The following is a 26,991-nucleotide window of genomic DNA, read 5'->3' as shown; positions in this document are numbered from 1 at the left end:
GCTGTGCATCAGACACGGCGCGGCTTAGCTCTTGGCCGCGGCCTTCGCCGCCTTACCGGTGGACTTGGCGGCCGGCGCGGGCACCGACTTGGCCGGCTCGCCCGCGGCGGCACCCGCGGCGTCGGCGGCGGGCTCCTCCGCCTGGGCGCCGGGCCGGACGCCCACGCCCAGCTTGTCCTTGATCTTCTTCTCGATCTCGTTGGCGAGGTCGGGATTGTCCTTGAGGAAGTTGCGGGCGTTCTCCTTGCCCTGGCCGAGCTGGTCGCCCTCGTAGGTGTACCAGGCACCGGCCTTGCGGATGAAGCCGTGCTCCACACCCATGTCGATCAGGCCGCCCTCGCGGCTGATGCCCTGGCCGTAGAGGATGTCGAACTCGGCCTGCTTGAAGGGCGGCGCGACCTTGTTCTTGACGACCTTGCAGCGGGTGCGGTTGCCGACCGCCTCCGTGCCGTCCTTCAGCGTCTCGATGCGGCGGATGTCGATGCGCACCGAGGCGTAGAACTTCAGGGCCCGGCCACCGGTCGTGGTCTCCGGGGAACCGAACATCACGCCGATCTTCTCGCGGAGCTGGTTGATGAAGATCGCGGTGGTCTTGGACTGGTTGAGCGCGCTGGTGATCTTCCGCAGCGCCTGGCTCATCAGCCGGGCCTGGAGACCCACGTGCGAGTCGCCCATCTCGCCCTCGATCTCCGCGCGCGGCACCAGGGCGGCCACGGAGTCGATGACGATCAGGTCGAGCGCGCCGGAGCGGACCAGCATGTCGACGATCTCGAGAGCCTGCTCGCCGTTGTCCGGCTGGGACAGGATCAGGTTGTCGATGTCGACGCCGAGCTTTCTGGCGTACTCGGGGTCGAGGGCGTGCTCGGCGTCCACGAAGGCGACGGTGCCGCCGGCCCGCTGGGCGTTGGCCACGGCGTGCAGCGTCAGGGTCGTCTTACCGGAGGACTCCGGTCCGTAGATCTCCACCACGCGGCCGCGCGGCAGGCCGCCGACACCGAGGGCGACGTCGAGAGCGGTCGACCCGGTGGAGATGACCTCGATGGGCTCATTCGGCCGCTCGCCCAGGCGCATGACCGCGCCCTTGCCGAATTGCCGTTCAATCTGCGCGAGCGCGGCGTCGAGCGCCTTCTCGCGGTCGGTTCCTGCCATGGGTTCCACCCGGTTCGCTTGAGTCGATCGCTTCACGTCCACGACGCTAACGCCTGCCACTGACAATGCGCCCGGGCGTCGCTCCGGCCTGTGGATAACTCGCGTCCAGCAGCCCGGGACACCCATGAGAATAGATGTTCGATTTTCGTGTCAAGCGCGCCACCCGGCGCGCCGGAAACCCCGGAATCAGCGCCTCCGCGACGTCTCGGTGACCCTGTGGCGCTCGGCGTGCGCGGTCGGTCAGCGGCGGTCCTCGGGGATCTCCAGCGCCCGGCACACCGCGCGCCAGACGTCCTTGGCGTTCCAGCCGGCGTCCAGCGCCTGGTGCACGGTCCTCCCGCCGAGCTCGGACATCACATGATCGCGAGCGAAGGAGTCGGCGTACGCCGCGCCGAAATAGTCAGCCATTCGCTGCCAGAAGACCGTCAACCGCATGCGCCCAGTATCCCGCCCCTGAGAGTGCAGCCGACCATGAGCCGCTGACCGGCGGCGCTCCGCGCCCTACGGTCTTGTCCATGGCACCGTCCGGAGCATCCGCCACCGCCCGCGCCGAGCGCTTCATCTGGCTGACCGCCCGCGTCCTGGAGCAGCGGAGATTCGCGTTCCACTTCCTGGGTGGGCAGGCCGCCGCCGTCGAGGCCGCCCTCGACGCGTACGCGGGCGACGACGGGGGCTTCGGCCACGCCCTGGAGCCGGATCTGCGCGGCCCCGTGAGCCAGCCGCTGCACACCGCGCACGCCCTGCGCGTGCTCGACGAGATCGGGCGTTGCCGCGACCGGCGGGTGGAGCCCGTGTGCCGCTATCTGACGGCGGTGTCCACCGCCGACGGAGCGCTGCCCGCCCTCCACCCCTCGCTGCGCGGCTATCCGGCGGCCCCCTGGATTCCACTGGTGGACGACCCGCCCAGCGATCTGCTCGCCACCGGCCCCGTGGTCGGCCTGCTGCACCGCAACGCGGTGTGGCACGCCTGGCTGTTCCGGGCCACCGACTTCTGCTGGGCCGCCGTCGACGCCCTCGGCCGGGGGGCGCGCACCCACCCGTACGAGGTCGAGGCGGCGGTCGCCTTCCTCGACGGGGCACCCGACCGCGCCCGGGCCCGGGCCGCGGCCGACCGGCTCGGACGGGCGGTACGGGAGCAGCGACTGGCCGTGCTGGACCCGGACCGGGCGGCCGACCACCCCCTCCCGGAGGGCTACGCGCCCGGCGAGCACCACTTCCCCCACGACTTCGCGCGCACGCCCGGCTCGCTGGCCCGCGCCTGGTTCTCCGACACCGAGATGGCGCGGTCGCTGGACTTCCTCGCCGCGGCCCAGCAGGACGACGGCGGCTGGCCGGTCCGCTGGCGGGCCTGGGCCCCGGGCACGGTCCTCGAGGGCCGGCCCATGGTGACCCTCGACGCCCTGCTGACCCTGCGCGCGTACGGCCGCCCCGTCTAGCCCCGCAGCCCGCCCCGGCCCCGCCGGCCGGGCCCCGCCTCGCCCCCGAAACCACCCCCGAAACAGCCGCTGACCTGTGCTTCCGGGGCATTGTCAGTGGTGCGGTGCACGATGGGGGGCATGGCGAACGACAAGGCGGCCCCACCCTCGGGGCCGGATCCGGCCTCGGCCCTCGACGCGTTCTCCCCCGCGACCCGCTCGTGGTTCACGGGGGCCTTCTCCGCGCCCACGGCCGCCCAGGCCGGTGCCTGGCGGGCCATCGGCGAGGGCTCGGACGTCCTGGTCGTCGCCCCCACCGGCTCCGGCAAGACGCTGGCCGCCTTCCTCGCCTCCCTCGACCGGCTGGCGAGCAGCCCGCCGCCCGCCGAGCGCAAGAAGCGCTGCCGGGTGCTGTACGTCTCCCCGCTCAAGGCCCTCGCCGTGGACGTCGAGCGCAATCTGCGCAGCCCGCTGACCGGCATCCGCCAGGAGGCCGCCCGGCTGGGGCTGCCCGAGCCGGAGATCCGCGTCGGCATCCGCTCCGGCGACACCCCGGCGGCCGAGCGCCGCGCCCTGGTCACCCGGCCGCCGGACATCCTGATCACCACGCCCGAGTCGCTGTTCCTGATGCTCACCTCCGCCGCGCGGGAGGCGCTGACGGGCGTGGAGACGGTCATCCTCGACGAGGTCCACGCCGTCGCCGGGACCAAGCGGGGCGCGCATCTGGCGCTGACCCTGGAGCGCCTCGACGTCCTGCTGGAGCGCCCCGCCCGGCGCATCGGCCTGTCCGCGACCGTGCGCCCGGTGGACGAGGTGGCCCGCTTCCTCTCGCCCCGGCGCAAGGTGGAGATCGTCCAGCCGCCGTCCGGCAAGGAGTTCGACCTGTCGGTGGTCGTGCCCGTCGAGGATCTCGGCGAGCTCGGCGGCTCGCCCGTGCAGGAGGGCGGCGATGGCAAGGACCGCCCGTCGATCTGGCCGCACGTCGAGGAGCGCATCGCCGATCTCGTCCAGGCCCACCGCTCCACGATCGTCTTCGCCAACTCCCGCCGCCTCGCCGAGCGCCTGTGCAACCGGCTCAACGAGATCGCCCACGAACGGGCCACCGGCGCCCCGCTGCCCGAGCACCACTCCCCCGCCGAGCTGATGGGCGGCTCCGGCCCCGCGAAGGGCGCGCCGCCCGTCCTCGCCCGCGCCCACCACGGCTCGGTCTCCAAGGAACAGCGCGCCCTGGTCGAGGAGGACCTGAAGGCGGGCCGGCTGCCCGCCGTCGTCGCCACCTCCAGCCTGGAGCTGGGCATCGACATGGGCGCCGTGGATCTGGTCGTACAGGTCGAGTCGCCGCCGTCGGTGGCCTCCGGGCTCCAGCGGGTGGGCCGCGCGGGCCACCAGGTCGGCGCGGTCTCCACCGGTGTCGTCTTCCCCAAGTACCGGGGCGATCTGGTGCAGGCGGCCGTGGTGACCGAGCGCATGCGGCGCGGCGCCATCGAACGCTTGCGCGTCCCCGCCAATCCGCTGGACGTCCTCGCCCAGCAGATCGTCGCCATGGCGGCCATGGACACCTGGGACGTCGAGGAGCTGCTGGCCCTGGTGCGCCGGGCCGCGCCCTTCGCGGCGCTGCCCGAGTCGGCCTACTCCGGCGTCCTCGACATGCTCGCCGGGCGCTATCCGTCCGACGCCTTCGCGGAGTTGCGCCCGCGCCTGGTCTGGGACCGCGTGGCCGGTACGGTCACGGGGCGGCCCGGCGCGCAGCGGCTCGCCGTCACCTCCGGCGGCACCATCCCCGACCGGGGCCTCTTCGGCGTCTTCCTGGCCGGCGCGGACCCCAAGAAGGGCGGCGGCCGGGTCGGTGAGCTCGACGAGGAGATGGTCTACGAGTCCCGCGTCGGCGACGTGTTCACCCTGGGCACGACGTCCTGGCGGATCGAGGACATCACCCGCGACCGCGTCCTCGTCACCCCCGCCCCCGGCACCCCGGGCAGGCTGCCGTTCTGGAAGGGCGACCAGCTGGGCCGCCCGCTCGAACTGGGGCGCGCGCTCGGGGCGTTCCTCCGCGAGATCGGCGGGCTGGCGCCCGACGCCGCCCGCGACCGGCTCACCGCCGCCGGCCTCGACGACTGGGCCGCCGGCAACGTCCTGTCCTACCTCGACGAGCAGCGCCGCGCCTGCGGGCACGTGCCCGACGACCGCACCGTCGTCGTCGAACGGTTCCGCGACGAGCTGGGCGACTGGCGGGTGGTCGTCCACTCCCCCTTCGGCGCCCAGGTCCACGCCCCCTGGGCGCTGGCCCTCGGCGCCCGGCTCGCCGAGCGCTACGGCATGGACACCCAGGTGATGCACGCCGACGACGGCATCGTCCTGCGGCTGCCCGACGCCGACCTGCTCGGCCTGAACCTCCTCGACGCCGACCCCGCCCGGCAGGACGGCGCGTACGACGCCGAGCAGTCCCCCCTCGGCGCCGCCGACGTCCTGTTCGACAAGGGCGAGGTCGAGGGGATCGTCACCGACCAGGTGGGCGGCTCGGCCCTGTTCGCCTCCCGCTTCCGCGAGTGCGCCGCCCGCGCCCTGCTGCTGCCGCGCCGCGATCCGGGCAAGCGCACGCCGCTGTGGCAGCAGCGCCAGCGCGCCTCCCAGCTGCTGCAGGTCGCGAGCGAGTTCGGCTCGTTCCCCATCGTCCTGGAGGCCGTCCGCGAATGCCTCCAGGACGTCTTCGACGTCCCGGGCCTGACCGAGCTGATGGGCGACATCGAGGCGCGCCGGGTCCGTCTGGTGGAGGTCACCACCCCCGAGCCGTCCCCGTTCGCCCGCTCGCTGCTCTTCGGCTACGTCGCCCAGTTCCTCTACGAGGGCGACTCCCCGCTGGCGGAGCGGCGCGCCGCCGCCCTGTCCCTCGACTCCCGGCTGCTGGCCGAACTGCTGGGCCAGGCCGAGCTCCGCGAGCTGCTCGACGCCGACGTGCTGACGGAGCTGGAGCGCGAGCTCCAGTGGCTGACCGAGGACCGCCGTGCCAAGGACGCCGAAGGCGTCGCCGACCTGCTGCGGCTGCTGGGTCCCCTCACCGACGCCGAGCTGGCCGCGCGCGGGGCCGAGCCGGGGTGGGCCCGGGAGCTGTCCGACGCCCGCCGCGCCCTGCGCGTCCGGATCGCCGGCGAGGACCACTGGGCCGCCGTCGAGGACGCCGGGCGGCTGCGGGACGCGCTGGGCACGGCCCTGCCCGTCGGCGTCCCCGAGGCGTTCACCGAGCCCGTCAAGGACCCGCTGGGCGATCTCCTCGCCCGCTACGCCCGCACCCACGGCCCGTTCACCTCGGCGGAGGCGGCGGCCCGGTTCGGCCTCGGCGTCGCGGTGACCGACGGCGCGCTGCACCGGCTGGCGGCGGCCGGCCGGCTCGTACAGGGCGAGTTCCACCCCGCCGGCCTGGGCCAGGAGTGGTGCGACGCGGCCGTCCTGCGCCGGCTGCGGCGCCGCTCCCTGGCGGCGCTGCGGCACGAGCTGGAGCCCGTGCCGCCCGCCACCCTCGCCGCGTTCCTGCCCACCTGGCAGCACGTCGGCTCCCACAGCCTGCGCGGCGTCGACGGACTGCTGCGCGCCGTCGAGCAGTTGCAGGGCGCCCCGGTGCCCGCGTCCGCGCTGGAGAAGCTCGTCCTGCCCTCCCGGGTGACGGGCTACACCCCCGCCATGCTCGACGAGCTCACGGCGGCGGGCGAGATCGTCTGGGCCGGCGCGGGCGCCCTGCCCGGCAAGGACGGCTGGGTCTCGCTGCTGCTCGCCGACGCGGCCCCCCTGCTCCTCCCGGCCCCCCATCCACTGGAGCTCTCCCCCCTCCACCAGGCCGTGCTGGACGCCCTCGCCGGTGGCTACGGCCTGTTCTTCCGGCAGATCGCCGAGCAGGTCCGCGCCACGAGCGCGGCGGCGGACGGCACCGACGGCACGGACGCCCGCATCGCCGAGGCCGTCTGGGATCTCGCCTGGTCCGGCAGGCTGACCAATGACACGCTCGCGCCGCTGCGCTCGCTGCTCGGCTCCGGCCGCACGGCCGGCTCCACAGCCCACCGGGCCAAACGGGCCGTTCCGCGCGGCCGTTACGGTTCCGTCCTCGCCCGGACGGGCCCGGGGCTCCGGCCCACCGCCTCGCGCGGCGGTCCTCCCACGGTCGCGGGCCGCTGGGCGCTGCTGCCGGAGCGCGAGCCCGACGTCACCCACCGGGCCCACGCCCTGGCCCGTACCCTGCTCGACCGGCACGGCGTGGTGACCCGAGGGGCCGTCGCCGCCGAAGGGGTGGAGGGCGGTTTCGCCGCGGCCTACCGGGTGCTGTCGGCCTTCGAGGAGACCGGCCAGGCCCGCCGCGGCTATGTCGTCGAGGGCCTGGGCGCGGCCCAGTTCGCCATGGACGGCGCGGTCGACCGGCTGCGCGCCGCCAGCACGGCCCGGGAGCGCTCCGGCGCGGCGGCGGGCGCCGCCCCCTGGGACGACCGCCCGGCGGACGCCCGGGACGGCCGGCGCCGGGCGGTCGTCCTCGCCGCCGCCGATCCCGCGAACGCCTACGGCGCCGCGCTGCCCTGGCCCGATCCGCCCGCCGACGCGACCCACAAGCCCGGCCGCAAGGCCGGCGCCCTGGTCGTCCTCGTCGACGGCGCGCTGACGCTCTACGTCGAGCGCGGCGGGAAGACCGTCCTGGCCTGGCCCCGGGAGCCCGGCGCGGAGACCGCCGCCGACGACCCCGCCGTGCGTGAGGCGGCCACGGCCCTGGCCGAGGCGGCGCACGCCGGCGCGCTGGGCACGGTCACCGTCGAGCGCGTCAACGGCACCCCGGCGCTGTCCTCCCCGCTGGGAGCCGTGCTGGAGGCCGCGGGCTTCCACGCCACACCGCGCGGGCTGCGCCTGCGCGCGCCCTGACCCACGTCGCATCATGGGCCGTAGCCGCGAAGGAGGCGCCCCATGCCCGAAGGAGACACCGTCTGGCGCACCGCGCGGGCCCTGCACGGGGCCCTCGCGGGCGGCGCGCTGATCCGCAGCGACCTGCGCGTGCCCCGGCTCGCCACCACCGATCTCACCGGCCGCGAGGTCCTCGAGGTCGTCCCGCGCGGCAAGCACCTGCTCACCCGTGTCGGCGGCGGCCTCACCCTCCACTCCCACCTCGGCATGGACGGCTCCTGGCGCGTCCACGCCACCGGTGAGCGCCCGCGCGGCGGCCCGCAGCACCAGATCCGGGCCGTCCTCGCCACCGCCGACCGCACGGCCGTCGGCTATCGCCTCCCCGTGCTGGACCTGGTGCGCACCACCGACGAGTCCACGCTCGTCGGCCATCTGGGCCCCGATCTCCTCGGCCCCGACTGGGACGCCGACGAAGCCGTCCGCCGGCTGCTCTCGGACCCCGGGCGCACGGTGGGCGAGGCCCTCCTCGACCAGCGCAATCTCGCGGGCGTCGGCAACGTCTACAAGTCCGAGCTGTGCTTCCTGCTGCGGATCACCCCGTGGCTGCCCATGGCGTCCGTGCCCGACCCCGAACGGCTGGTGGCCCTGGCGAAGAAGCTGCTGGAGGCCAACAAGTCCCGCCTCTCGCGGATCACCACGGGCGACGCGCGCCCGGATCGCGCCCTGTGGGTCTACGGTCGGGCCGACCGGCCGTGCCGGCGCTGCGGCACGCCCGTCCTCACGGCCGGCCAGGGGCCGGAGGGCCGGGAGCGGACGACCTACTGGTGCCCCCACTGCCAGACGGGTCCTCCCCCGCCCGCCGGCTGATCCCCGGTCCCCGCCCACTCATCCGAATGGGTGAACCGACAGCACCGACACAAGCCGGCCGACGGCACCGGCACCGGCACCGGCACCGGCACCGGCACCGGCACAAGCCAAAGGCCATGGACGGGCAGCGGCTCAGTGCCGCGGCCCTGGACAGGCAGCCACTCAGTGCCGTGCCCCGCCGCGCCACCACCGCCGCAGCGCCCGCAGGACGGCCCCACCGGCCTCCTCCGCCTCCCGGCCGTCCGCCCGGGCCCGGGGCGTGCAGTGCACCGGCAGCAGGCTCAGCCCCCATCCTCCGGCCGCGACAAGCCCCTCCACGAATCCGGCCCGGCCCGGGTGGAGCAGCAGCCTGAGGACGGCCCAGCACCACACCCCGGTCAGGAGGCTTCCCACCACCCAGCCGAGCGGCCCCAGGGGCGGTGGGCGCCCGGGCTCGTCACCCCGGACCATGGCGTGCTTCAGGCGTTCTCGGCCTGGAACATCCAGTGGTGCTTCTCCAGGTCGCCCGTCAGGCCGATGAGGAGGTCCTGGGTGACGGGGTCCGGGTCGGCCGTCGCCCGGACGCGCTCGCGCATCCGCGTGATCACGGCGCCGAGCGCCTCGACCAGCGTCCGTACGGCATCGGTGTCCTTGGTCCAGCCGCTGCCGATCGTGCCGATGCCGCTGGTCTTGGCGACGGTCTCGGCCCGGCCGTCCGGGGAGACGCCGAGCGCCGAGGCCCGTTCGGCGACCGTGTCCGCGTGGGTGCGGGCGCTGGCCACGACCTCGTCGAGCTGGAGGTGGATGGAGCGGAAGCGCGGGCCGATCACGTTCCAGTGGACCTGCTTGGCGACGAGGGAGAGGTCGACGAGGTCCACGAGCGCGCCCTGGAGGGCGTCTCCGACGGTCTTGCGGTCCGGTTCGGACAGCGGGCTCTTCACCACAGACATCCGCGTTCCTCCTGCTCCACAGGCTGCTCCAGGGAAGGGTGCGGAGAGTGACCGGATCGCTCCGGTTCCTCCGCTCTCCTCACCATTGCACCAGGGGCGGGGGAAGCCCGCAGAACGCGGAGATCCCGGTCAGATCATCCGACCGGGATCTTTCTGGGAAACGGTTGTCCTCCGGACCGTCTCAGGCCGGGTCAGGCGGCGACCACGTCCACGGCTTCCGCCGGGGCCTTGATGGTCACGCGCTCCCCCGGAACGCCCGTCACGGACGTCACGGACACCGAATTGAACATCGGCCGCATCGGCGCGGGTACCGGCTCGCTCGCCGCCGCCGACTGCGCCAGCTCGGCCAGCGACAGTTCGTCGCTCACCTCGCGCATGACCTCTGACATCCGAACGTCCAGAGCGTCGCAGATTGCGGAGAGAAGCTCGGAGGACGCCTCTTTCTGCCCACGCTCGACCTCGGAGAGATATCCGAGCGAGACCCGGGCGGACGAGGAGACCTCGCGCAGAGTGCGGCCCTGGCGTTGGCGCTGCCGACGCAGCACGTCACCCAGCAGGCGACGGAGCAGAATCATCGGTGGCTCCCTCCTTGGACCGCGAATCCGGTTCCTTCACGCCCCACCGTACCGCCTCGGGGTGCGGCCGTGCGGGGAGCTATGTCGTGTTCACTCAGGGCTGCAAACATCAATTCCCCCCGTTGTGTTCCGTATCCTTTGCCCCCGCGTTCCCCGCCAGTTCGCGTACGAGCAGCGCGAGGACCGCTCGTACGCTTTCGGCCCGGATGCCCGCCCGGTCGCCGTCCAGGGACAGCTCCCGTACGGCGGCGGCGCCGTCCGGTCCCTCGACGGCCACGAAGACCGTGCCGACGGCCTTGCCGTCCTGCGGCTCGGGCCCGGCCACCCCCGTGGTGGCGAGCCCCCAGTCCGCGCCCAGCACGGCCCGGACGCCGTGCGCCATCTGCCGTGCCACCTCGGCGTCGACGGCGCCGCGCGCCGCGAGCAACGGCCCGTCCACGCCCAGGACGTCGCGCTTGACGTCGGTGGCGTAGGCCGTGACCGAGCCCCGTACCGTGCGGGAGGCGCCCGGCACGGCGGTCAGCTCCGCGGCGACCAGCCCGCCCGTGAGCGACTCGGCGACGGCCAGGCTGTGACCGTGCGCCTCCAGCGCCGCGAGCGCCGCCGCGGCCGGCCCGCCCCCCTGGCCGCTCATCGTGCGGACTCCCGCCGACGCGCGGCCCGCCGCAGCCGGAACGCCTGGCCGATGTACTCGAGGCCGGTGGAGACGGTCAACACCACCGCGACCGCCATCACCCAGAAGCGCAAGGTCGCCAGCGGGCCGACCAGCGGCAGGATGTACATGCCGACGCCCACGCCCTGCGCGAGCGTCTTCATCTTCCCGCCCCGGCTGGCCGGGATGACCCCGAGCCGGATGACCCAGAACCGCATCAGCGTGATGCCGATCTCGCGGAAGAGGATCACGCCCGTCACCCACCAGGGCAGGTCGTCCAGGGCGGAGAGACAGATCAGCGCGGCACCCATGATCGCCTTGTCGGCGATGGGATCGGCGATCTTGCCGAAGTCGGTGACCAGGTTGTACGTCCGCGCGAGATGACCGTCGAAGAGATCGGTGATCATGGCGACCGCGAACGCCGCCCAGGCGAAGGAACGCCAGGCCTCGTCATAGCCGCCGTTGTGCATCATCAACAAGACGAATCCGGGCACAAGGAGCAGCCGCACCATGGTGAGGATGTTGGCGATGTTCCACAACCCGGCGGGCCGGACACCCTTCGCCGGGGCCGGACCTCCTGTGGCGGAGGCCGGGAGTCCGCTCATCTGCCCGCCTCCTCGGTACACCCGCCCTCGATCCCGAGCGGTTCGGCGACGAGGTCCACGCCCTCGCTCGCCACGACCTTCGCCGTGACCATCCGGCCGGGCTCCAGCCGGTGGTCCGTGCCGAGCAGCACCTGGCCGTCGGTCTCCGGCGCCTGGTGGGCCGCCCGGCCGATCACTCCGTCCTCGTCGTCCACGCGGTCGACGAGTACTTCGATCGTCTCACCGATGCGCTCCTCCGCGCGCTGCGCGGTCAGCTCCTCGGCCAGCCGGGAGACCCGCTCCAGCCGCTCGGCGACGATCTCGGGGTCGAGCTTGTTCTCGTACGTGGCGGCCTCGGTGCCGTCCTCATCGGAGTACCCGAAGACGCCGATGGCGTCCAGTCGGGCCCCCACCAGGAAGCGCTCCAGCTCGGCCACGTCCTCCTCGGTCTCCCCGGGGAAGCCGACGATGAAGTTGGAACGGGCACCCGCCTGCGGCGCCTTGCCGCGGATGGTGTCGAGCAGCTCCAGGAAGCGGTCGGTGTCGCCGAAGCGGCGCATGGCCCGCAGCACCTTCGGGGCCGAGTGCTGGAAGGAGAGGTCGAAGTAGGGGGCGACCTTCTCCGTCGAGGTCAGCACGTCGATCAGGCCGGGCCGCATCTCGGCCGGCTGGAGGTAGCTGACCCGGATCCGCTCCAGGCCGTCCAGCGCCGCCAGCTCCGGCAGCAGCGTCTCCAGCAGGCGGATGTCGCCGAGGTCCTTGCCGTAGGACGTGTTGTTCTCGGAGACCAGCATGATCTCCTTCACACCCTGCTCGGCCAGCCAGCGCGCCTCGCCGAGCACGTCGGAGGGGCGGCGCGAGATGAAGGAGCCGCGGAAGGAGGGGATCGCGCAGAAGGAGCAGCGCCGGTCGCAGCCGGAGGCGAGCTTCACGGAGGCGACGGGGTTGTTGTCCAGCCTGCGGCGCAGCGGGGCACGCGGCCCGGAGGCCGGGGCCACGCCCTCGGGCAGGTCCTCCGGAGGGGTGTCCTGCGCGTGGCCGGGGAGGGCCACACCGGCCGCCTCCTGGCGCTCGGCGGGGCTGATCGGCAGCAGCTTGCGGCGGTCGCGCGGGGTGTGGGCGGCGTGGATGCCACCGGAGAGGATGGTCTGGAGCCGGTCGGAGATGTCGGCGTAGTCGTCGAAGCCGAGCACGGCGTCGGCCTCGGGGAGCGCCTCGGCGAGGTCCTTGCCGTAGCGCTCGGCCATGCAGCCGACGGCCACGACGGCCTGGGTGCGGCCGTGCTCCTTGAGGTCGTTGGCCTCCAGGAGGGCGTCGACGGAATCCTTCTTGGCGGCGTCGACGAAGCCGCAGGTGTTGACGACGGCCACATCGGCGTCGGCGGCGTCCTCGACGAGGTCCCAGCCGTCCGCCGCCAAGCGGCCTGCCAGCTCCTCCGAGTCCACCTCGTTACGGGCGCAGCCAAGTGTGACAAGAGCGACGGTACGGCGTTCGGGCATAGGGCTCAGCCTACTTTGTCCCGGCGCCGCATCCGCTGCCGAGTGGCCGACGGGCGCGGAGAGCCTGATCACCCACAGACTCCTCGCGCCCGTCGCGGCGGCCTCTCCAGCGGGTTCCGCCGCAGGTCAGCCCGCCGAAGGGTCACCCCGGGTGTAGCTCAGGCGCTGGACCTGGCCATCGGCGCCCAGGTTCTTGACCTCTTTGCCGTTCACGAACAGTTGCACGGCTCCGGCGTTGCCCAGGACCAGGTCGATGCGCTTGTTGTCGGTGAAGGTCTTGGACGCGCCCCGGGCGAGGACGCCCTCCTCCAGGAGCTTGCCGTCGCCGTCCTTGGCGGACATCCAGGTCTGGCCGTTCTCGGCGGTGAGCTTGACGGTGACCTTGTTGCCGGGGACGCCGGCGATGGCGCTGGCCGAGGCATCCCCCTTGGGGCCGGCCTTTGGCTCGGCCTTGGGGTCCGTCTTGCCCTTGCCGGGGACGGCCTTGGCGCTGGACGCCGTGGACGGCTTGCCGGAGGCGGGGTCGGCGGAGACGGGGCCGCTCTTGGCCCCGCCGTTGAAGAGCGTGAAGCCCACGAAGCCGACGACCGCGACGATCGCGGCGACCATCGCCGCGGTCCAGTTGGGCCGCCGGGGTTCGGGCCGGATGCGCTCGGCGTCGAAGAGCGGGGCCGCCGGGGTCGGCGCGGGGCGCCCGCCGTGCTCGGCGTCGTACTGCGTGACGAGCGGCACCGGGTCCAGGCCGACGGCGCGCGCCAGGGTGCGGATGTGCCCCCGGGCGTAGACCCGGCCGCCGCAGCGGGTGAAGTCGTCCTGTTCGATCGCGTGGACGATCGGCACGCGTACGCGGGTGGTGGAACTGACCTCGTCCACGGTCAGTCCGGCACTGATACGGGCTTGCTGAAGGATTCGTCCGACGGAGGGCCGGTCCTCCTGCCGGTCCTCCTCGGAGCCGGGGATCCGGTCGTCCTCTGAAGAGTTGCCGATGGACACGTGGGCGCCTTTCGAGCGTGCAGCCACCTGCTGGAGATTCAGTCTAGGGGGCATGCGAAACGGTCGGGCAAGCGGGAAGCCGGACTTTGTAGGCCATCAGAAGGCTCTGTGATCACGACGGTGGCACATCGCCCCTCCCCCCTCGCTCAACTCCGCTCGAGCCCGAGAGAAACGGTGGACCAGGGATCTTTTCCAGCTGCCGCTGCCGGGCCGCTACGCCTGGTCCTCTCCTCGGATGATCGCGAGCACACCGTCCAGCTCATCGGGCTTCACCAGCACGTCACGCGCCTTGGAGCCCTCACTGGGGCCCACGATGTTGCGCGATTCCATCAGGTCCATCAGTCTGCCCGCCTTGGCGAATCCCACACGCAATTTCCGCTGGAGCATCGAGGTCGAGCCGAACTGGGTGGAGACGACCAGCTCGGCGGCCTGGCACAGCAGGTCGAGGTCGTCGCCGATGTCCTCGTCGATCTCCTTCTTCCTGGATGTGCCGACCGTGACGTCGTCGCGGAAGACCGGCGCCATCTGGTCCTTGCAGTGCTGGACGATCGCGGCGACCTCGCCCTCCGTGACGAAGGCGCCCTGCATCCGGATGGGCTTGTTGGCCCCCATGGGCAGGAAGAGGCCGTCGCCCTTGCCGATCAGCTTCTCGGCGCCCGGCTGGTCGAGGATGACGCGGCTGTCGGCGAGGGAGGAGGTGGCGAAGGCGAGCCGGGAGGGCACGTTGGCCTTGATGAGGCCCGTGACGACGTCGACGGAGGGCCGCTGGGTGGCCAGCACCAGATGGATGCCGGCGGCGCGCGCGAGCTGGGTGATCCGGACGATGGAGTCCTCGACGTCGCGCGGGGCCACCATCATCAGGTCCGCGAGCTCGTCGACGATCACCAGCAGATACGGGTAGGGCGACAGCTCCCGCTCGCTGCCCTGCGGCGGGGTGACCTTTCCGGCGCGCACGGCGGCGTTGAAGTCGTCGATGTGCCGGAAGCCGTAGGCCGCCAGGTCGTCGTAGCGCAGGTCCATCTCGCGCACGACCCACTGGAGGGCCTCGGCGGCCCGCTTGGGGTTGGTGATGATCGGGGTGATCAGGTGCGGGATGCCCTCGTAGGCCGTCAGTTCGACGCGCTTGGGGTCGACCAGCACCATCCGGACGTCCTCGGGGGTGGCCCGGACCATGATCGAGGTGATCAGGCAGTTGATGCAGGACGACTTTCCGGAGCCGGTGGCACCGGCGACCAGGATGTGCGGCATCTTCGCGAGGTTGGCCATCTCGTAGCCGCCCTCGACGTTCTTGCCCAGCGCGACGAGCATCGGGTGGTCGTCGCCGGCGGCGTCCGCCAGCCGCAGGACGTCCCCGAGGTTGACCATCTCGCGGTCGCTGTTGGGGATCTCGATGCCGACCGCGGACTTGCCGGGGATGGGGCTGATGATGCGCACGTCGGGGCTGGCGACGGCGTAGGCGATGTTCTTGGTGAGCGCGGTGATCCGCTCGACCTTGACGGCCGGGCCCAGCTCGACCTCGTAGCGGGTGACCGTCGGGCCCCGGGTGAAGCCGGTGACGGCCGCGTCGACCTTGAACTCCGCGAAGACGTTGGTCAGCGAGGCCACTATGGCGTCGTTCGCGGCGCTGCGGGTCTTGCCCGGGCCGCCACGCTCCAGCAGGCCGAGCGAGGGCAGCGCGTAGGTGATGTCACCGGCGAGCTGGAGCTGCTCGGCGCGCGCGGGCAGGCCGCCGGGCACGGGCTCGGGGGCGGGCTTGGTCAGGTCCGGGACGCTGGCCGGTACGGACGGGCGGCCCGGGGCGTGGTCGGCGGCCTCGTCCGCGGCGGGCTTCTTCCGCCCGGCGGCGCGCCCGCTCCCGGCCCGTCCGCCGTCCGTGGTGGCACCGGAGACGGCGCTGCTGAGGTCGGCGACGAGCGGGGTCGGCGGGACGCCGTGGAGCACGGCCCCGTCCAGGGAGGCGGCGGCCGCCGCGGCGAGGTCCACGGCGTCCGGTTCCCGGTCCCCCGGGGGTGCCACGGCGGCGCGACGGGGCTTGCGGCGCCGTTCGAGCGCCTCCTCCTCGGCCTGTTCGGGGCCGGCGGAGGTGGCGGTACGGCGGGGACGCCGGGCGGGCGCGGCACGCCACTCGTCGTCGTAGTCGTCGTGGTCGGCGTATCCGGCGACGGCCTCGTGCCCGTACTCCCCCGGGTGCGGCTCGATGACCCCGAGCCGTATGCCGAGCTCCCTCAGCCGGCGCGGGATGGCGTTGACCGGGGTGGCCGTGACCACGAGCAGCCCGAAGACGGTGAGCAGCGCGAGCAGCGGTACGGCGAGCATCTCGCCGACCGTGAAGAGCAGGGGCTTGGAGGCGACCCAGCCGATCATGCCGCCGGCGTCGCGCACGGCCTGCCAGCCGGCGCCCCGGCCGGGCGATCCGCAGGCCACGTGGACCTGGCCGAGGATGCCGAGGACCAGTGCCGTCAGGCCGATGACGATCCGTCCGTTGGCCTCGGGTCGCTCGGGGTGGCGGAAGAGCCGGAGCGCTATGACGGCGAGGAGTATCGGTACGACGAGGTCCAGGCGGCCGAAGGCCCCCGTGACGAACAGGCGGATGAGGTCGCCCACGGGGCCGTCCAGGCTGGACCAGGTGCCGACGGCCACGATGAGGGCGAGGGCGAGCAGGAGCAGCGCCAGCCCGTCCTTGCGGTGGGCGGGGTCGAGGCCCCTGGCGCCCCGGCCGACGCCGCGGAAGACGGTGCCGGCGCCGTGCGCGAGGCCGCGGCCGACCTTGCGGGCGCCGCCCGGCGGGCGCTTGGCGGCGACCTTCTTGGCCGGTGCCTTGCGCGCGGGCGGCCGGCTCGCGGGCCGGGCCGGGGACTTCTTCGCGGCGGTCTTCCTGGCGGGGGCCCCTGCGCGCCCGGCGCGCTGTTTGGAGGTGCCCGCCGTGCCCTGGGAACCCTTGCCGGACGTACGTGAGGCCATGGTGCCGAGGTTACCGGTGTCGGCCGCGCGGTACACGTGCGGCCGGGCGTTCACCCGTTCGTGTCGACGGGCCGTAGTGACGCGGGTGACGCAGCGTCAAACCTCGGGCGACACCTCCCCGGAGCGGCGTCGCGGCGAGGGTGCGGTCAGCTCTGTGAGGGGACCGGGCTGGCGCCGCTGCCGGCCCCGGGCTCCAGCGCGTCCAGGGCGCGCCGCAGTCCGGTGAGCTTGCGCTCCAGGTGGGCTGCGGTGGCGACGGCGGCCGCGTCGGCGGACTCGTCCAGCTGTTTGGAGAGCGCCTCGGCCTGCTCCTCGACGGCGGCGAGCCGCGCGGAGAGCTCGGCGAGCAGCCCGGCGGGCTCCTGGGGCTCGAGCACTCCGGTACGGCCGGAGTGGCCGCCGTTCTCCAGCTGGAGGCGCAACAGGCTGGCCTGCTCGCGCAGCTGGCAGTTCTTCATGTACAGCTCGACGAAGACCGAGACCTTGGCGCGCAGCACCCACGGGTCGAAGGGCTTGGAGATGTAGTCGACCGCGCCCGCCGCGTAGCCCCGGAAGGTGTGGTGGGGGCCGTGGTTGATGGCGGTGAGGAAGATGATCGGGATGTCCCGCGTCCGCTCCCGCCGCTTGATGTGCGCCGCGGTCTCGAAGCCGTCCATGCCGGGCATCTGCACGTCCAGCAGGATCACCGCGAAGTCGTCCGTCAGCAGCGCCTTGAGCGCTTCCTCCCCTGACGATGCCCGTACCAGCGTCTGATCGAGCGCGGAGAGAATGGCCTCCAGCGCCAGCAGATTCTCCGGCCGGTCATCGACCAGGAGGATCTTGGCCTTCTGCACCATGCCCCGTCCTCCTCGTCCCGGCTTGGGGTCTCCCCGGCTCGCGGAGCCGGGGGAAGCACCGGGCGCCGCCCCGGGGGACGACTCCCTAGCGCCGCCCGTCCTTGTGCCGGTCATGGTAGCCGCACCCCGCCCGTCGCCACACCCTGTCACCGCGATGTCACTGTGCACGTAGCAGAAACGCGGTGGGGGACCAGAAGGTTCCCCGAATACCGCGCTCCCACACGCCTTCGGCCACACTGAGTCAGCGAATTGTCAAAGAGTGAACGAGATTCCGTCACTCTGCGCGCATCCACTGCTCCATCACCGTGAGGAGATGGTCAGTATCCACAGGTTTCGTGACATAGTCGGACGCTCCGGCGTCGATGCTCTTCTCCCGGTCGCCCTTCATGGCCTTCGCGGTCAGCGCGATGATGGGCAGCCCCGCGAACTGCGGCATCCTGCGGATCGCCGCCGTCGTGGCGTAGCCGTCCATCTCCGGCATCATGATGTCCATCAGGACCACCACGACGTCGTCGTGCTGTTCCAGCACCTCGATCCCCTCGCGGCCGTTCTCCGCGTAGAGCACCGACAGACCGTGCTGCTCCAGCACGCTGGTGAGGGCGAACACATTGCGGATGTCATCGTCGACGATCAGCACCTTCTCGCCGTTGAACCCGCCGCTGAAACCGCCTCCGTAGCCGTTGCCCGTGTTGTCGGTGCCGAAGCCGCCGTGCGTCATCCCGCCGCCGAAGGCGGCCGGCTGCGGCCAGCCCGGCGCCGAGGGCTCCGGGGACGGCGCGCCGGGCAGCCGCGCGCCCGGCACCGCCCCGTCACCCTGCCCGTCCCGGGCCGGGGCGGCCGCCCGGCCGGCGGCCTGGGCCGCGCGGCGGCGGCGCAGGAAGAGCCCCGCGGCCTGCCGGGCGGGCGAGGCGTCGCCCTCCGGCCCGCCGTGCCCGGCCCCGGGCGTCTCCTGCCCGGCGCCCCCGACGCCCTCCACGCCCGGCTGCGGATAGCCCTGGGGCGGCAGCTCGCCGGGGTTGAGCGGCAGGTAGAGGGTGAAGGTCGAGCCCCGGCCGGGCTCGCTCGCCGCGTCGATCTCCCCGCCGAGCAGCCGGGCGATCTCCCGGCTGATGGACAGACCCAGGCCCGTGCCGCCGTACTTGCGGCTCGTCGTGCCGTCGGCCTGTTTGAACGCCTCGAAGATCACACGCATCTTGCTCTGCGCGATGCCGATGCCCGTGTCGGTGACCGAGAAGGCGATCATCTCCGCGTCGGCGTCCCGCAGCGAGCCGGCCTCCAGCAGCTGTTCCCGGATGCTGTCCGGGACCTCCGCGCCGGCCGGGCGGATCACCAGCTCGACGGCGCCGGTGTCCGTGAACTTCACCGCGTTCGACAGCAGGTTGCGCAGCACCTGGAGCAGCCGCTGCTCGTCGGTGTGGAGCGTGGTCGGCAGCTCCGGCGAGACCCGCACGGAGAAGTCCAGGCCCTTCTCCGCCGTCAACGGCCGGAAGGTCGCCTCCACATAGTCGACGAGCTGGACGAGCGCGATCCGCGACGGGCTGACGTCCATCTTGCCCGCCTCGACCTTCGACAGGTCCAGGATGTCGTTGATCAGCTGGAGCAGGTCCGAGCCCGCCCCGTGGATCGTGTCGGCGAACTCGACCTGCTTCGGCGAGAGATTGCCCTCGGCGTTGTCGGCGAGCAACTTGGCCAGGATCAGCAGCGAGTTGAGCGGCGTGCGCAGCTCGTGCGACATGTTGGCGAGGAACTCCGACTTGTAGCGCATGGAGACCGCGAGCTGCTCGGCCCGCTCCTCCAGCACCTGCCGGGCCTCCTCGATCTCGGTGTTCTTCACCTCGATGTCGCGGTTCTGCCGCGCCAGCCGCTCGGACTTCTCCTCCAGCTCGGCGTTGGAGATCTCCAGCGCCTTCTGCCGGTTCTCCAGCTCCGCCGACCGCTCGCGCAGTTGCTCGGTGAGCTCCTGCGACTGCTTGAGCAGCACCTCGGTCTTGGTGTTGACGCTGATGGTGTTGACGCTGGTGCCGATCATCTCGGCGATCTGGCTGAGGAAGTCCTTCTGGATCTGCGCGAACGGCTGGAAGGACGCCAGCTCGATCACACCGAGGACCTGCCCCTCGAAGAGCACCGGCAGCACGATCACATGGGCCGGGGGCGCCTCGCCCAGCCCGGAGGCGATCTTCAGATAGCCCGGCGGCACGTTCTCCACCAGGATCGTGCGCTTCTCCTTGGCCGCCGTGCCGATCAGCGACTCGCCCGGCAGGAACGAGGTGGGCATCGACCCCATCGAGTAGCCGTACGAGCCGAGCATCCGCAGCTCGTAGGCGTCCGCGCCGCTCTCGCCCTCGTGCGGGTCCGTCGGCATCGCCAGGAAGAACGCGCCGTGCTGCGCGGAGACGACGGGCGTCAGCTCGCTCATGATGAGCCCGGCGACGTCCTCCAGATCGCGGCGGCCCTGCATCAGGCCGGAGATCCGGGCGAGGTTGCCCTTGAGCCAGTCCTGCTCCTTGTTGGCAAGGGTGGTCTCGCGGAGATTGGCGATCATCGTGTTGATGTTGTCCTGGAGCTCCAGGATCTCGCCGGCCGCGTCGACGTCGATCTTGAGGTTGAGGTCGCCGCGGGTCACCGCGGTGGCGACCTCGGCGATGGCCCGCACCTGACGGGTAAGGTTCCCCGCCATCTCGTTGACGGACTCGGTCAGGTCGCGCCAGGTGCCGTCCACGTCCCGCACCCGCGCCTGGCCGCCCAGCTGGCCCTCCGTACCCACCTCACGGGCCACGCGGGTCACCTGGTCGGCGAAGGACGACAGCTGGTCGACCATCGTGTTGATGGTCGTCTTCAGCTGGAGGATCTCACCGCGCGCGTCGATGTCGATCTTCTTGGTGAGATCGCCCTGCGCGATGGCGGTGGTCACCATCGCGATGTTGCGGACCTGGCCGGTCAGGTTGGACGCCATCGAGTTCACCGACTCGGTGAGGTCCTTCCAGGTGCCGCTGACGCCCGGGACGCGCGCCTGGCCGCCCAGGATGCCGTCGGTGCCCACCTCGCGGGCCACGCGCGTGACCTCGTCCGCGAACGACGACAGCGTCGTCACCATCGTGTTGACGGTGTCGGCCAGCTGCGCCACCTCGCCGCGCGCCTCGACAGTGATCTTCTTGGTCAGGTCGCCGTTGGCGACCGCGCCCGCGACCTGCGAGATGTTGCGCACCTGAATGGTCAGGTTGTTGGCCATCAGGTTGACGTTGTCGGTGAGGTCCTTCCAGATGCCGGTGACGTCCCGCACCCGCGCCTGACCGCCCAGCTGCCCCTCGGTACCCACTTCACGGGCCACCCGCGTGACCTGCTCGGCGAAGTCCGACAGCTGGTCGACCATGGTGTTCACCGTGGTGACGAGCTCCAGGATCTCGCCCTTGGCGTCGACCGTGATCTTCTTCGACAGATCGCCCTTGGCGACCGCCGTGGTCACCTCGGCGATGTTGCGCACCTGGGACGTCAGGTTGTTGGCCATGAAGTTGACCGACTGCGTGAGGTCCTTCCAGGTGCCCGAGACGCCCTGCACCTCGGCCTGGCCGCCCAGGATGCCCTCGGTGCCCACCTCACGAGCCACCCGCGTGACCTGCTCGGCGAACGAGGACAGCTGGTCGACCATCGTGTTGAGGGTGTTCTTCAGCTCCAGGATCTCGCCCCGGGCGTCCACGTCGATCTTCTGCGAGAGATCGCCGCGCGCCACCGCCGTCGCGACCTGCGCGATATTGCGGACCTGCGCGGTCAGGTTCTCCGCCATGCCGTTCACCGAGTCGGTGAGGTCACGCCAGACGCCCGCCACTCCCGGCACCTGCGCCTGACCGCCCAGCCGCCCGTCCGTACCCACCTCACGGGCCACCCGGGTCACCTGCTCGGCGAAGGCCGAGAGCTGGTCGACCATCGTGTTGATGGTGTTCTTCAGCTCCAGGATCTCGCCGCGCGCGTCCACGTCGACCTTCTGCGACAGGTCACCGCGCGCCACCGCCGTCGTCACCTGGGCGATCTGCCGCACCTGCGAGGTGAGGTTGCCCGCCATGAAGTTGACCGAGTCGGTCAGCTCCTTCCAGGTGCCGCTGACGCCCGGCACCCGCGCCTGACCGCCGAGCCGGCCCTCCGTGCCGACGTCCCGCGCCATCCGCGTCACCTGGTCGGCGAAGGACGACAGCTGGTCCACCATGCCGTTGACGGTGTTCTTCAGCTGGAGCATCTCGCCGGACACGTCCACCGTGACCTTCTGCGACAGGTCGCCGTTCGCGACCGCCGTGGTCACCTGCGCGATGTTGCGCACCTGGCCGGTGAGGTTGCGGAAGGCGGTGTTCACCGAATCGGTGAGGTCCTTCCACGTACCCGCCGCACCCGGCACCGCCGCCTGACCGCCGAGCTCGCCCTCGACGCCGATCTCCCGCGCCACCCGCGTCACTTCGGCGCCGAAGGACTGCAGCTGGTCCACCATCCCGTTGACGGTGTTCTTCAACTCCAGCATCTCGCCGGAGACGTCCACGGTGACCTTCTGGCCCAGATCGCCGTTCGCCACCGCCGTCGTCACCTGAGCGATGTCCCGGACCTGGCCGGTGAGGTTACGGAACGCGGTGTTCACCGAATCGGTGAGGTCCTTCCACGTCCCCGCCGCACCCGGCACCTGAGCCTGACCACCCAGCCGGCCCTCGGCACCGACCTCGTTGGCCACCCGCGTCACCTCGTCGGCGAACGTGCGCAGCGTCTCCGTCATCTGATTGATCGTCTCGGCCAGCTGCGCGATCTCGCCGCGCGCGCTCACCGTGACCTTCTGCGAGAGGTCGCCGTTCGCGACCGCCGTCGTCACCTGCGCGATCCCGCGCACCTGGGCGGTCAGATTGCCGGCCATGAGATTGACCGAGTCCGTCAGGTCCTTCCAGACGCCCGCCACTCCCGGCACCTGCGCCTGGCCGCCCAGCTCGCCCTCCGTACCCACCTCACGGGCCACGCGCGTGACCTCGGAGGCGAAGGACGACAGCTGGTCCACCATCGTGTTGACGGTGTTCTTCAGCTCCAGCATCTCCCCGGCCACGTGCACCGTGACCTTCCGGGAGAGATCGCCCTTCGCGACCGCCGTCGTCACGAGAGCGATATCACGCACCTGAGCGGTCAACCGGGACGCCATCGTGTTGACGGAGTCCGTCAGGTCCTTCCACGAACCCGACATACCGCGCACCCGGGCCTGCCCGCCGAGCTTGCCCTCGGTGCCGACCTCGCTCGCCACGCGCGTCACCTCGTCGGTGAACGCCGACAACTGGTCGACCAGCCCGTTGACCGTACGCCCGACCTTCAGGAACTCGCCCCGCAACGGGTGCGCCGCGGAACCGTCCGCTCCCTGGGAGCGCAGGTCCATCCGCTGTTCCAGATCGCCCTCGGCCACCGCCGACAGCACCCGGCCCACCTCGGACACCGGCCGCGCCAGATCGTCCACCAGGGCGTTGCAGGCGTCGATCGCCGCCGCCCAGGACCCTTCACAGGCGCCGAGCTCCAGCCGCTCCGTGAGCTTCCCCTCACGGCCGACGACCCGCCGCACCCGGTTCAGCTCGCCCGTGAGCTGCAGATTACGGTCCGCGACCTCGTTGAACACGGCGGCGACCTCGGCCATCACCCCGTCCCCGGGCACCGTCAACCGCTTGCGGAAATTCCCGTCCCGCATCGCCTCCAGGGCCGACAGCAGACGGTGCAGGGCAGCGGCGTCCACCTCGATCGTCCCGTTGGGCCGGGCCCGTCCGCCCTTCGCGCGCGTGCTTGCGGCCCGCGCCGTCGCGCCAGACTCCACCGTCGTCCCTCCCGCAGGTTCGATCATCCTCGTCGGGCTTCCGCTTCGAGCTGTCCCAGTGTTTCACCCCGGCCCAACCAGGCCATAACCATCGGCAGCATCGCACACGGTCCACCGGCACCCCCAAGTGTGGAATCCCTGTGCACCGGCATCCGCGCACACGGCGGAGGTAAGTAACCTGGCATCCGGCCGGGCAAGGAGGGGCGCTGCACATGGGTGAGCAGATCGCCGAGACATTGATGAGGAGACCTGTGATCACCGCGCGGGCTGCCGCCACCTTCGAGCCGGTAGGACGCTCGGTAGCGGCCGCCCGTGCCTTCGTCCGGGACACCCTCCAGGGCTGGGGCTTCCTCGACGTCATCGACGACGCCGTCGTCCTCACCAGCGAGCTGGTCACCAACGCCGTCGTCCACGCGGGCACCGCCGCCGAGGTACTGTGCGTCCGCATGACCACGGGCGTGCGCGTCGAGGTCGCCGACCGCTACCCCGAGCGCGAGCTGCCCGTACAGAGCCCCGGCCAGCCCCTGGGTGGCCTCGACCGCGAAGGCGGCCGCGGGCTGCTGCTGTGCGCCTCCCTGGCCTCCCGCTGGGGCGTCGAGTACAGCCCCACCCGCAAGACCGTCTGGTTCCGCATCGACCTGCCCGACCGCCCGGCCGGCACCCGCTCCGCCGGCCCCGCCCTCCCCGCCGAGGCCCTGCCCGTCGCCGACGCCCGCGTCCGCGTCGCCGTCATCCAGATCGACCGCCAGGGCGCCGTCAACGCCTGGAACGACGACGCCCACGACCTCTTCGGCTTCACCGCCAAACAGGTCATCGGCAAGCCCCTCACCGACCTCGCCGCCTGGCCCCACACCCCCGGCACCTCCACCGGCATCGAGGAGGCCCTGCGCCTCTCCCGCTGGGAGGGCTCCTACGGCATAAGGGGCGCCGACGGCCGCATCGTCCCCGTCTACGCCTCCCACCTCCGCGTCCGCGACACCGCCGGCGCCCCCTCCACCGTCTGCCTGCTCGTCCGCGACGACGAGCGCGCCGTCCTCCAGACCCCGCCGCGCACCAGCGCCACAGACCCGGCCACCAGCGAGCGCGGCACCGCCACGGACCCGTTCGAGGTCTTCATCGGCTCCCCCGCCCCCGACGACCTCGACGGCCTCCTCCAGCGCACCGTCGAACGCGCCCGCGACATGCTCGACGGCGACTCCGCCTACCTGCTGCTGGCCACCGACGACGAGACGGAACTGGAGGTCCGCGCCTCCACCGGCCTGCCCTCCGCCCGCCAGCGATTCGCCCGCGTCCCCGTCGAGGCCGGCACCGGACGCTACGGCTCCGCCCGGATGCCCGCCGTCCACGACGACCTCAGCGCCGTCCCCGGCGCCGTCCCCCTCCTCGCCGACACCGGCATGCGCTCCGTCGTCACCGTCCCCCTCAAGGTCGAGGGCCGCCTCACCGGCTCCCTCGGCGTCGCCGCCGAGTCCCCCCGCCGCTACGGCAACGAGGAGGCGCTGCGCCTCCAGTTCGCCGCCGACCGCATCGCCCTCGCCGTGGAGTCCGCCCGCCTCGGCGAACTGGAACGGCTGCGCCGCGGCTCGCTCTCCTTCCTCGTCGAGGCCTCCGACCTCCTCGCCGGCACCCTCGACCGCGACCAGACCCTGGCCCTGATGGCCCAGATGACCGTCCCCACCCTGGCCACCTGGTGCGCCGTCTACACGATCGCCGACCAGAGCTCGGACCCCGAGCTCTCCTACGTCCTCCACGAGGACGAGGACCGCATCGACGGCCTCAAGGCCCTGCTGTCCAAGGTCGCCCCGCCCGACCCGGTCCCCACCCCCGGCGCCCGCGTCTGGACGGCCCCCACCGAGGCCGCCCACGCCGCCGCCCTGCGCACCTCCCTGCGCAGCTTCGGCCTCGCCGACGCCAAGGGGGACATCCCGGCCCCTGGCCCCTCCCTCGCCACGGCGGCCGCCGTCGGCGGCGAGACCGTGGTCCTGCCGCTCGTCGCCCGCAACCGCGTCATCGGCATGCTCACCCTCGGCAAGCCCAGCGACGACCACTTCCGCCAGGAGATCCTCGAACTCGCCGAGGACCTCTCCCGCCGGGCCGCCCTCGCCCTCGACAACGCCCGCCTCTACAGCGAGCGCACCGCCATCAGCCAGAGCCTCCAGCGCAGCCTCCTGCCGCCCGAGCTCCCGGACGTCCCCGGCGTGGAGGTCGAGGTCATCTACCGCGCGGCCGGCGAGGGCAACGAGGTCGGCGGCGACTTCTACGACGTCTTCCCCATCCGCGACGGCGCCTACGGCTTCGCCATCGGCGACGTCTGCGGCACGGGCCCGGAGGCGGCGGCCGTCACCGGCCTCGCCCGGCACGCCCTGCGCCTGCTCGCCCGCGAGGGCTTCGGCGGCCCCGCCGTCCTCCAGCGCCTCAACGCCGCCATCCTCGACGAGGGCGCCCGCAGCCGCTTCCTCACCCTCCTCTACGGAGAGCTGCGCCCACAGCCCGACGGCAGCGCCCTCCTCAAGGTCGTCTGCGCCGGCCACCCCCTGCCGCTGCGCCTGCGCCAGGACGGCACCGTGGAGCCCGCGGCGGACCCGCAGCCGCTGCTGGGCGTCATGGAGGACCTGGAGCTCTACGAGCAGACCGTCACCCTCGACCCGGGCGACGTCCTGCTGTGCGTCACGGACGGCGTCACCGAGCGCCGCGAGGGCACGCGCATGCTCGGCGACGACGGCCTGACGGACGTTCTGACGACCTGTACGGGCCTGACGGCCGGCGCGGTCGCGGCGCGCGTCCTCCGCGCGGTGGAACGCTTCGCCGCCGAGCCCGCCTCGGACGACATGGCCATCCTGGCCATGCGGGTGCCGGAGCGTCAGGACTGAGAAATGAAGAAGGCCCCCGCCATTCGGCGGGGGCCTTCTTTCCAGAGCCCCAAAACGGAATCGAACCGTTGACCTTCTCCTTACCATGGAGACGCTCTGCCGACTGAGCTATTGGGGCTTGTCGCTGTCGACGGGATAAAGCATACCCCACGTTCGCACGGGCTTTTGGCCACCGGGCGGCGTTGCTCAGGCAGCGGCGGGAAGCAGCCCGCCGAGCGCGTTGCAGGCCGATACGAGCCGCTGCAGTTCCCGGCGCGACGACACTTCGCCGATGGGCAGGGCCAGGCATTCGTCGGCGGCCCGTTCGGTCTCCGGGAGCCACCACTCCCGCGCCGGTCGAACAAAGGACGGCAACCGGTGTACAGGCGTCTGTACGGGCACATGGCACCGGACGCCACGGGCTCGCAACGCCCGGGCGAACGCGTCCCGGTCGGGACGGCCGTTACCGAGGACGCGAACGACGTAGGAGTCGTAGCGATGCTCGATGCCGGAGGCGATCGTGGGGGGCACCACTCCGGAGAGACGGGCGGCGAGGTAGGCGGCGTTGGAGCGGCGGCGGGTGACGTCCGGGAAGTCGGGGGCGCACTCGTCGTGTTCGACGACGGGCACGGCACGGTCGAATACCACCTGCCGCAAGCCGCTCAGATCGGCCGGATGGCCGAAGAGGGGGACGGGCACGACGGCGGAGGTACGCGGTGTCAGGACGCCGGCCACGGCGGCCGGGTCGAGGCAGAAGGTGGTGGGATCGATGTCGGCGAAGACGGGGAGGGCCCCTACGTTCCGGACGGCCATGGCGGCCCCGGCGGTCGCGAAGGAGGGAACGATGACCTCGCTCCCCGCACGGACACCTGCGGCGACGAGCTTCTCTTCAGTCCGCATGCCGGGGATGCTGCCCACGGGAGGTGAACCCGATGAAAACAAAAAAGCTCTGACGCGTGAACCGAAGTCCACACATCAGAGCTTTTTTGAATAAT

General features: G+C 72.3%; 17 protein-coding genes and 1 tRNA gene. 4 read left to right on the top strand and 14 right to left on the bottom strand.

The features are described 5' to 3' along the window. Positions 1–24: 24 nt before the first annotated feature. Both recA and ACX9I7_RS27860 read right to left on the bottom strand, forming a co-directional pair. Positions 25–1,149 carry a recombinase RecA gene (gene recA / locus ACX9I7_RS27865; RefSeq protein ID WP_358631682.1) on the bottom strand — a complete coding sequence of 375 codons (1,125 nt, stop codon included), beginning with the start codon at positions 1,147–1,149 and terminating at the stop codon, positions 25–27. A gap of 240 nt (positions 1,150–1,389) precedes the next feature. Beyond that, positions 1,390–1,584, bottom strand: a complete 195-nt coding sequence (locus ACX9I7_RS27860) for a DUF3046 domain-containing protein (protein ID WP_086566421.1) — start codon at positions 1,582–1,584, stop codon at positions 1,390–1,392. Positions 1,585–1,664: 80 nt separating this feature from the next. On the opposite strand from ACX9I7_RS27860, the gene ACX9I7_RS27855 reads away from it, so the two are divergent. The 3 genes from ACX9I7_RS27855 (at position 1,665) to ACX9I7_RS27845 (ending at position 8,303) form a co-directional block, all read left to right on the top strand. Next, positions 1,665–2,585, top strand: coding sequence for a hypothetical protein (locus tag ACX9I7_RS27855; RefSeq protein ID WP_459388884.1), 921 nt, complete (start codon positions 1,665–1,667; stop codon positions 2,583–2,585). A gap of 120 nt (positions 2,586–2,705) precedes the next feature. After that, complete coding sequence (locus tag ACX9I7_RS27850; RefSeq protein ID WP_459388883.1) at positions 2,706–7,457, top strand: ATP-dependent helicase; 4,752 nt, start codon at positions 2,706–2,708, stop codon at positions 7,455–7,457. A 42-nt stretch (positions 7,458–7,499) separates the two neighbouring features. Continuing rightward, positions 7,500–8,303, top strand: a complete 804-nt coding sequence (locus ACX9I7_RS27845) for a DNA-formamidopyrimidine glycosylase family protein (RefSeq protein ID WP_387572105.1) — start codon at positions 7,500–7,502, stop codon at positions 8,301–8,303. Between the two features lie 162 nt (positions 8,304–8,465). On the opposite strand, the gene ACX9I7_RS27840 is transcribed toward ACX9I7_RS27845, so the two are convergent. The 10 genes from ACX9I7_RS27840 to ACX9I7_RS27795 form a co-directional block, all read right to left on the bottom strand. Continuing rightward, positions 8,466–8,699, bottom strand: a complete 234-nt coding sequence (locus tag ACX9I7_RS27840) for a hypothetical protein (protein WP_387572107.1) — start codon at positions 8,697–8,699, stop codon at positions 8,466–8,468. A 62-nt stretch (positions 8,700–8,761) separates the two neighbouring features. After that, entirely contained in the window at positions 8,762–9,232 is a 471-nt protein-coding gene (locus ACX9I7_RS27835; protein ID WP_387572110.1) for a Dps family protein, read from the bottom strand. Positions 9,233–9,423: 191 nt separating this feature from the next. Continuing rightward, positions 9,424–9,807 carry a helix-turn-helix domain-containing protein gene (locus tag ACX9I7_RS27830; protein ID WP_086566431.1) on the bottom strand — a complete coding sequence of 128 codons (384 nt, stop codon included), beginning with the start codon at positions 9,805–9,807 and terminating at the stop codon, positions 9,424–9,426. Between the two features lie 109 nt (positions 9,808–9,916). After that, on the bottom strand, positions 9,917–10,441 hold the full coding sequence (locus tag ACX9I7_RS27825; protein WP_387572113.1) for a CinA family protein: 525 nt from the start codon (positions 10,439–10,441) through the stop codon (positions 9,917–9,919). Further along, a complete protein-coding gene (gene pgsA, locus ACX9I7_RS27820) occupies positions 10,438–11,064 on the bottom strand; it encodes a CDP-diacylglycerol--glycerol-3-phosphate 3-phosphatidyltransferase (RefSeq protein WP_358631703.1) in 627 nt (208 codons plus the stop codon). Before pgsA ends, ACX9I7_RS27825 begins: the two co-directional genes overlap by 4 nt. After that, positions 11,061–12,542, bottom strand: a complete 1,482-nt coding sequence (rimO, locus tag ACX9I7_RS27815) for a 30S ribosomal protein S12 methylthiotransferase RimO (RefSeq protein WP_459388882.1) — start codon at positions 12,540–12,542, stop codon at positions 11,061–11,063. The genes pgsA and rimO overlap by 4 nt, the downstream gene beginning before the upstream one ends. Before the next feature lie 126 nt (positions 12,543–12,668). Then, positions 12,669–13,535: a helix-turn-helix domain-containing protein gene (locus ACX9I7_RS27810; protein ID WP_387572117.1), complete on the bottom strand. Its 867-nt coding sequence runs from the start codon at positions 13,533–13,535 to the stop codon at positions 12,669–12,671. A 213-nt stretch (positions 13,536–13,748) separates the two neighbouring features. Then, positions 13,749–16,496 carry an FtsK/SpoIIIE family DNA translocase gene (locus ACX9I7_RS27805; RefSeq protein WP_459388881.1) on the bottom strand — a complete coding sequence of 916 codons (2,748 nt, stop codon included), beginning with the start codon at positions 16,494–16,496 and terminating at the stop codon, positions 13,749–13,751. A gap of 146 nt (positions 16,497–16,642) precedes the next feature. Continuing rightward, a complete protein-coding gene (locus tag ACX9I7_RS27800) occupies positions 16,643–17,332 on the bottom strand; it encodes a response regulator (RefSeq protein ID WP_126916383.1) in 690 nt (229 codons plus the stop codon). Positions 17,333–17,606: 274 nt separating this feature from the next. Next, positions 17,607–23,147 carry a HAMP domain-containing protein gene (locus tag ACX9I7_RS27795; RefSeq protein ID WP_459388880.1) on the bottom strand — a complete coding sequence of 1,847 codons (5,541 nt, stop codon included), beginning with the start codon at positions 23,145–23,147 and terminating at the stop codon, positions 17,607–17,609. A gap of 212 nt (positions 23,148–23,359) precedes the next feature. Here ACX9I7_RS27795 and ACX9I7_RS27790 point away from each other — a divergent pair, with 212 nt between their 5' ends. Continuing rightward, the gene (locus tag ACX9I7_RS27790) at positions 23,360–26,017 is read left to right on the top strand and encodes a SpoIIE family protein phosphatase (RefSeq protein ID WP_459388879.1); all 2,658 of its coding nucleotides are present in this window, start codon (positions 23,360–23,362) and stop codon (positions 26,015–26,017) included. A gap of 45 nt (positions 26,018–26,062) precedes the next feature. On the opposite strand, the gene ACX9I7_RS27785 is transcribed toward ACX9I7_RS27790, so the two are convergent. Both ACX9I7_RS27785 and ACX9I7_RS27780 read right to left on the bottom strand, forming a co-directional pair. Next, a tRNA-Thr gene (locus tag ACX9I7_RS27785) sits at positions 26,063–26,135 on the bottom strand. Between the two features lie 68 nt (positions 26,136–26,203). Beyond that, positions 26,204–26,896 carry a DegT/DnrJ/EryC1/StrS family aminotransferase gene (locus tag ACX9I7_RS27780; RefSeq protein ID WP_459388878.1) on the bottom strand — a complete coding sequence of 231 codons (693 nt, stop codon included), beginning with the start codon at positions 26,894–26,896 and terminating at the stop codon, positions 26,204–26,206. Positions 26,897–26,991: the final 95 nt, after the last annotated feature.

Source organism: Streptomyces sp. L500 (genome assembly GCF_054551825.1).
This window is presented reverse-complemented; position numbering and strand designations above follow the sequence as displayed.

Bases quoted from the DNA above. Each gene is read 5' to 3' on its own strand.
- recA (WP_358631682.1), bottom strand. From the start codon at position 1,149: ATGGCAGGAACCGACCGCGAGAAGGCGCTCGACGCCGCGCTCGCGCAG.
- ACX9I7_RS27860 (WP_086566421.1), bottom strand. From the start codon at position 1,584: ATGCGGTTGACGGTCTTCTGGCAGCGAATGGCTGACTATTTCGGCGCG.
- ACX9I7_RS27855 (WP_459388884.1), top strand. From the start codon at position 1,665: ATGGCACCGTCCGGAGCATCCGCCACCGCCCGCGCCGAGCGCTTCATC.
- ACX9I7_RS27850 (WP_459388883.1), top strand. From the start codon at position 2,706: ATGGCGAACGACAAGGCGGCCCCACCCTCGGGGCCGGATCCGGCCTCG.
- ACX9I7_RS27845 (WP_387572105.1), top strand. From the start codon at position 7,500: ATGCCCGAAGGAGACACCGTCTGGCGCACCGCGCGGGCCCTGCACGGG.
- ACX9I7_RS27835 (WP_387572110.1), bottom strand. From the start codon at position 9,232: ATGTCTGTGGTGAAGAGCCCGCTGTCCGAACCGGACCGCAAGACCGTC.
- ACX9I7_RS27830 (WP_086566431.1), bottom strand. From the start codon at position 9,807: ATGATTCTGCTCCGTCGCCTGCTGGGTGACGTGCTGCGTCGGCAGCGC.
- ACX9I7_RS27825 (WP_387572113.1), bottom strand. From the start codon at position 10,441: ATGAGCGGCCAGGGGGGCGGGCCGGCCGCGGCGGCGCTCGCGGCGCTG.
- pgsA (WP_358631703.1), bottom strand. From the start codon at position 11,064: ATGAGCGGACTCCCGGCCTCCGCCACAGGAGGTCCGGCCCCGGCGAAG.
- rimO (WP_459388882.1), bottom strand. From the start codon at position 12,542: ATGCCCGAACGCCGTACCGTCGCTCTTGTCACACTTGGCTGCGCCCGT.
- ACX9I7_RS27805 (WP_459388881.1), bottom strand. From the start codon at position 16,496: ATGGCCTCACGTACGTCCGGCAAGGGTTCCCAGGGCACGGCGGGCACC.
- ACX9I7_RS27800 (WP_126916383.1), bottom strand. From the start codon at position 17,332: ATGGTGCAGAAGGCCAAGATCCTCCTGGTCGATGACCGGCCGGAGAAT.
- ACX9I7_RS27790 (WP_459388879.1), top strand. From the start codon at position 23,360: ATGGGTGAGCAGATCGCCGAGACATTGATGAGGAGACCTGTGATCACC.
- ACX9I7_RS27780 (WP_459388878.1), bottom strand. From the start codon at position 26,896: ATGCGGACTGAAGAGAAGCTCGTCGCCGCAGGTGTCCGTGCGGGGAGC.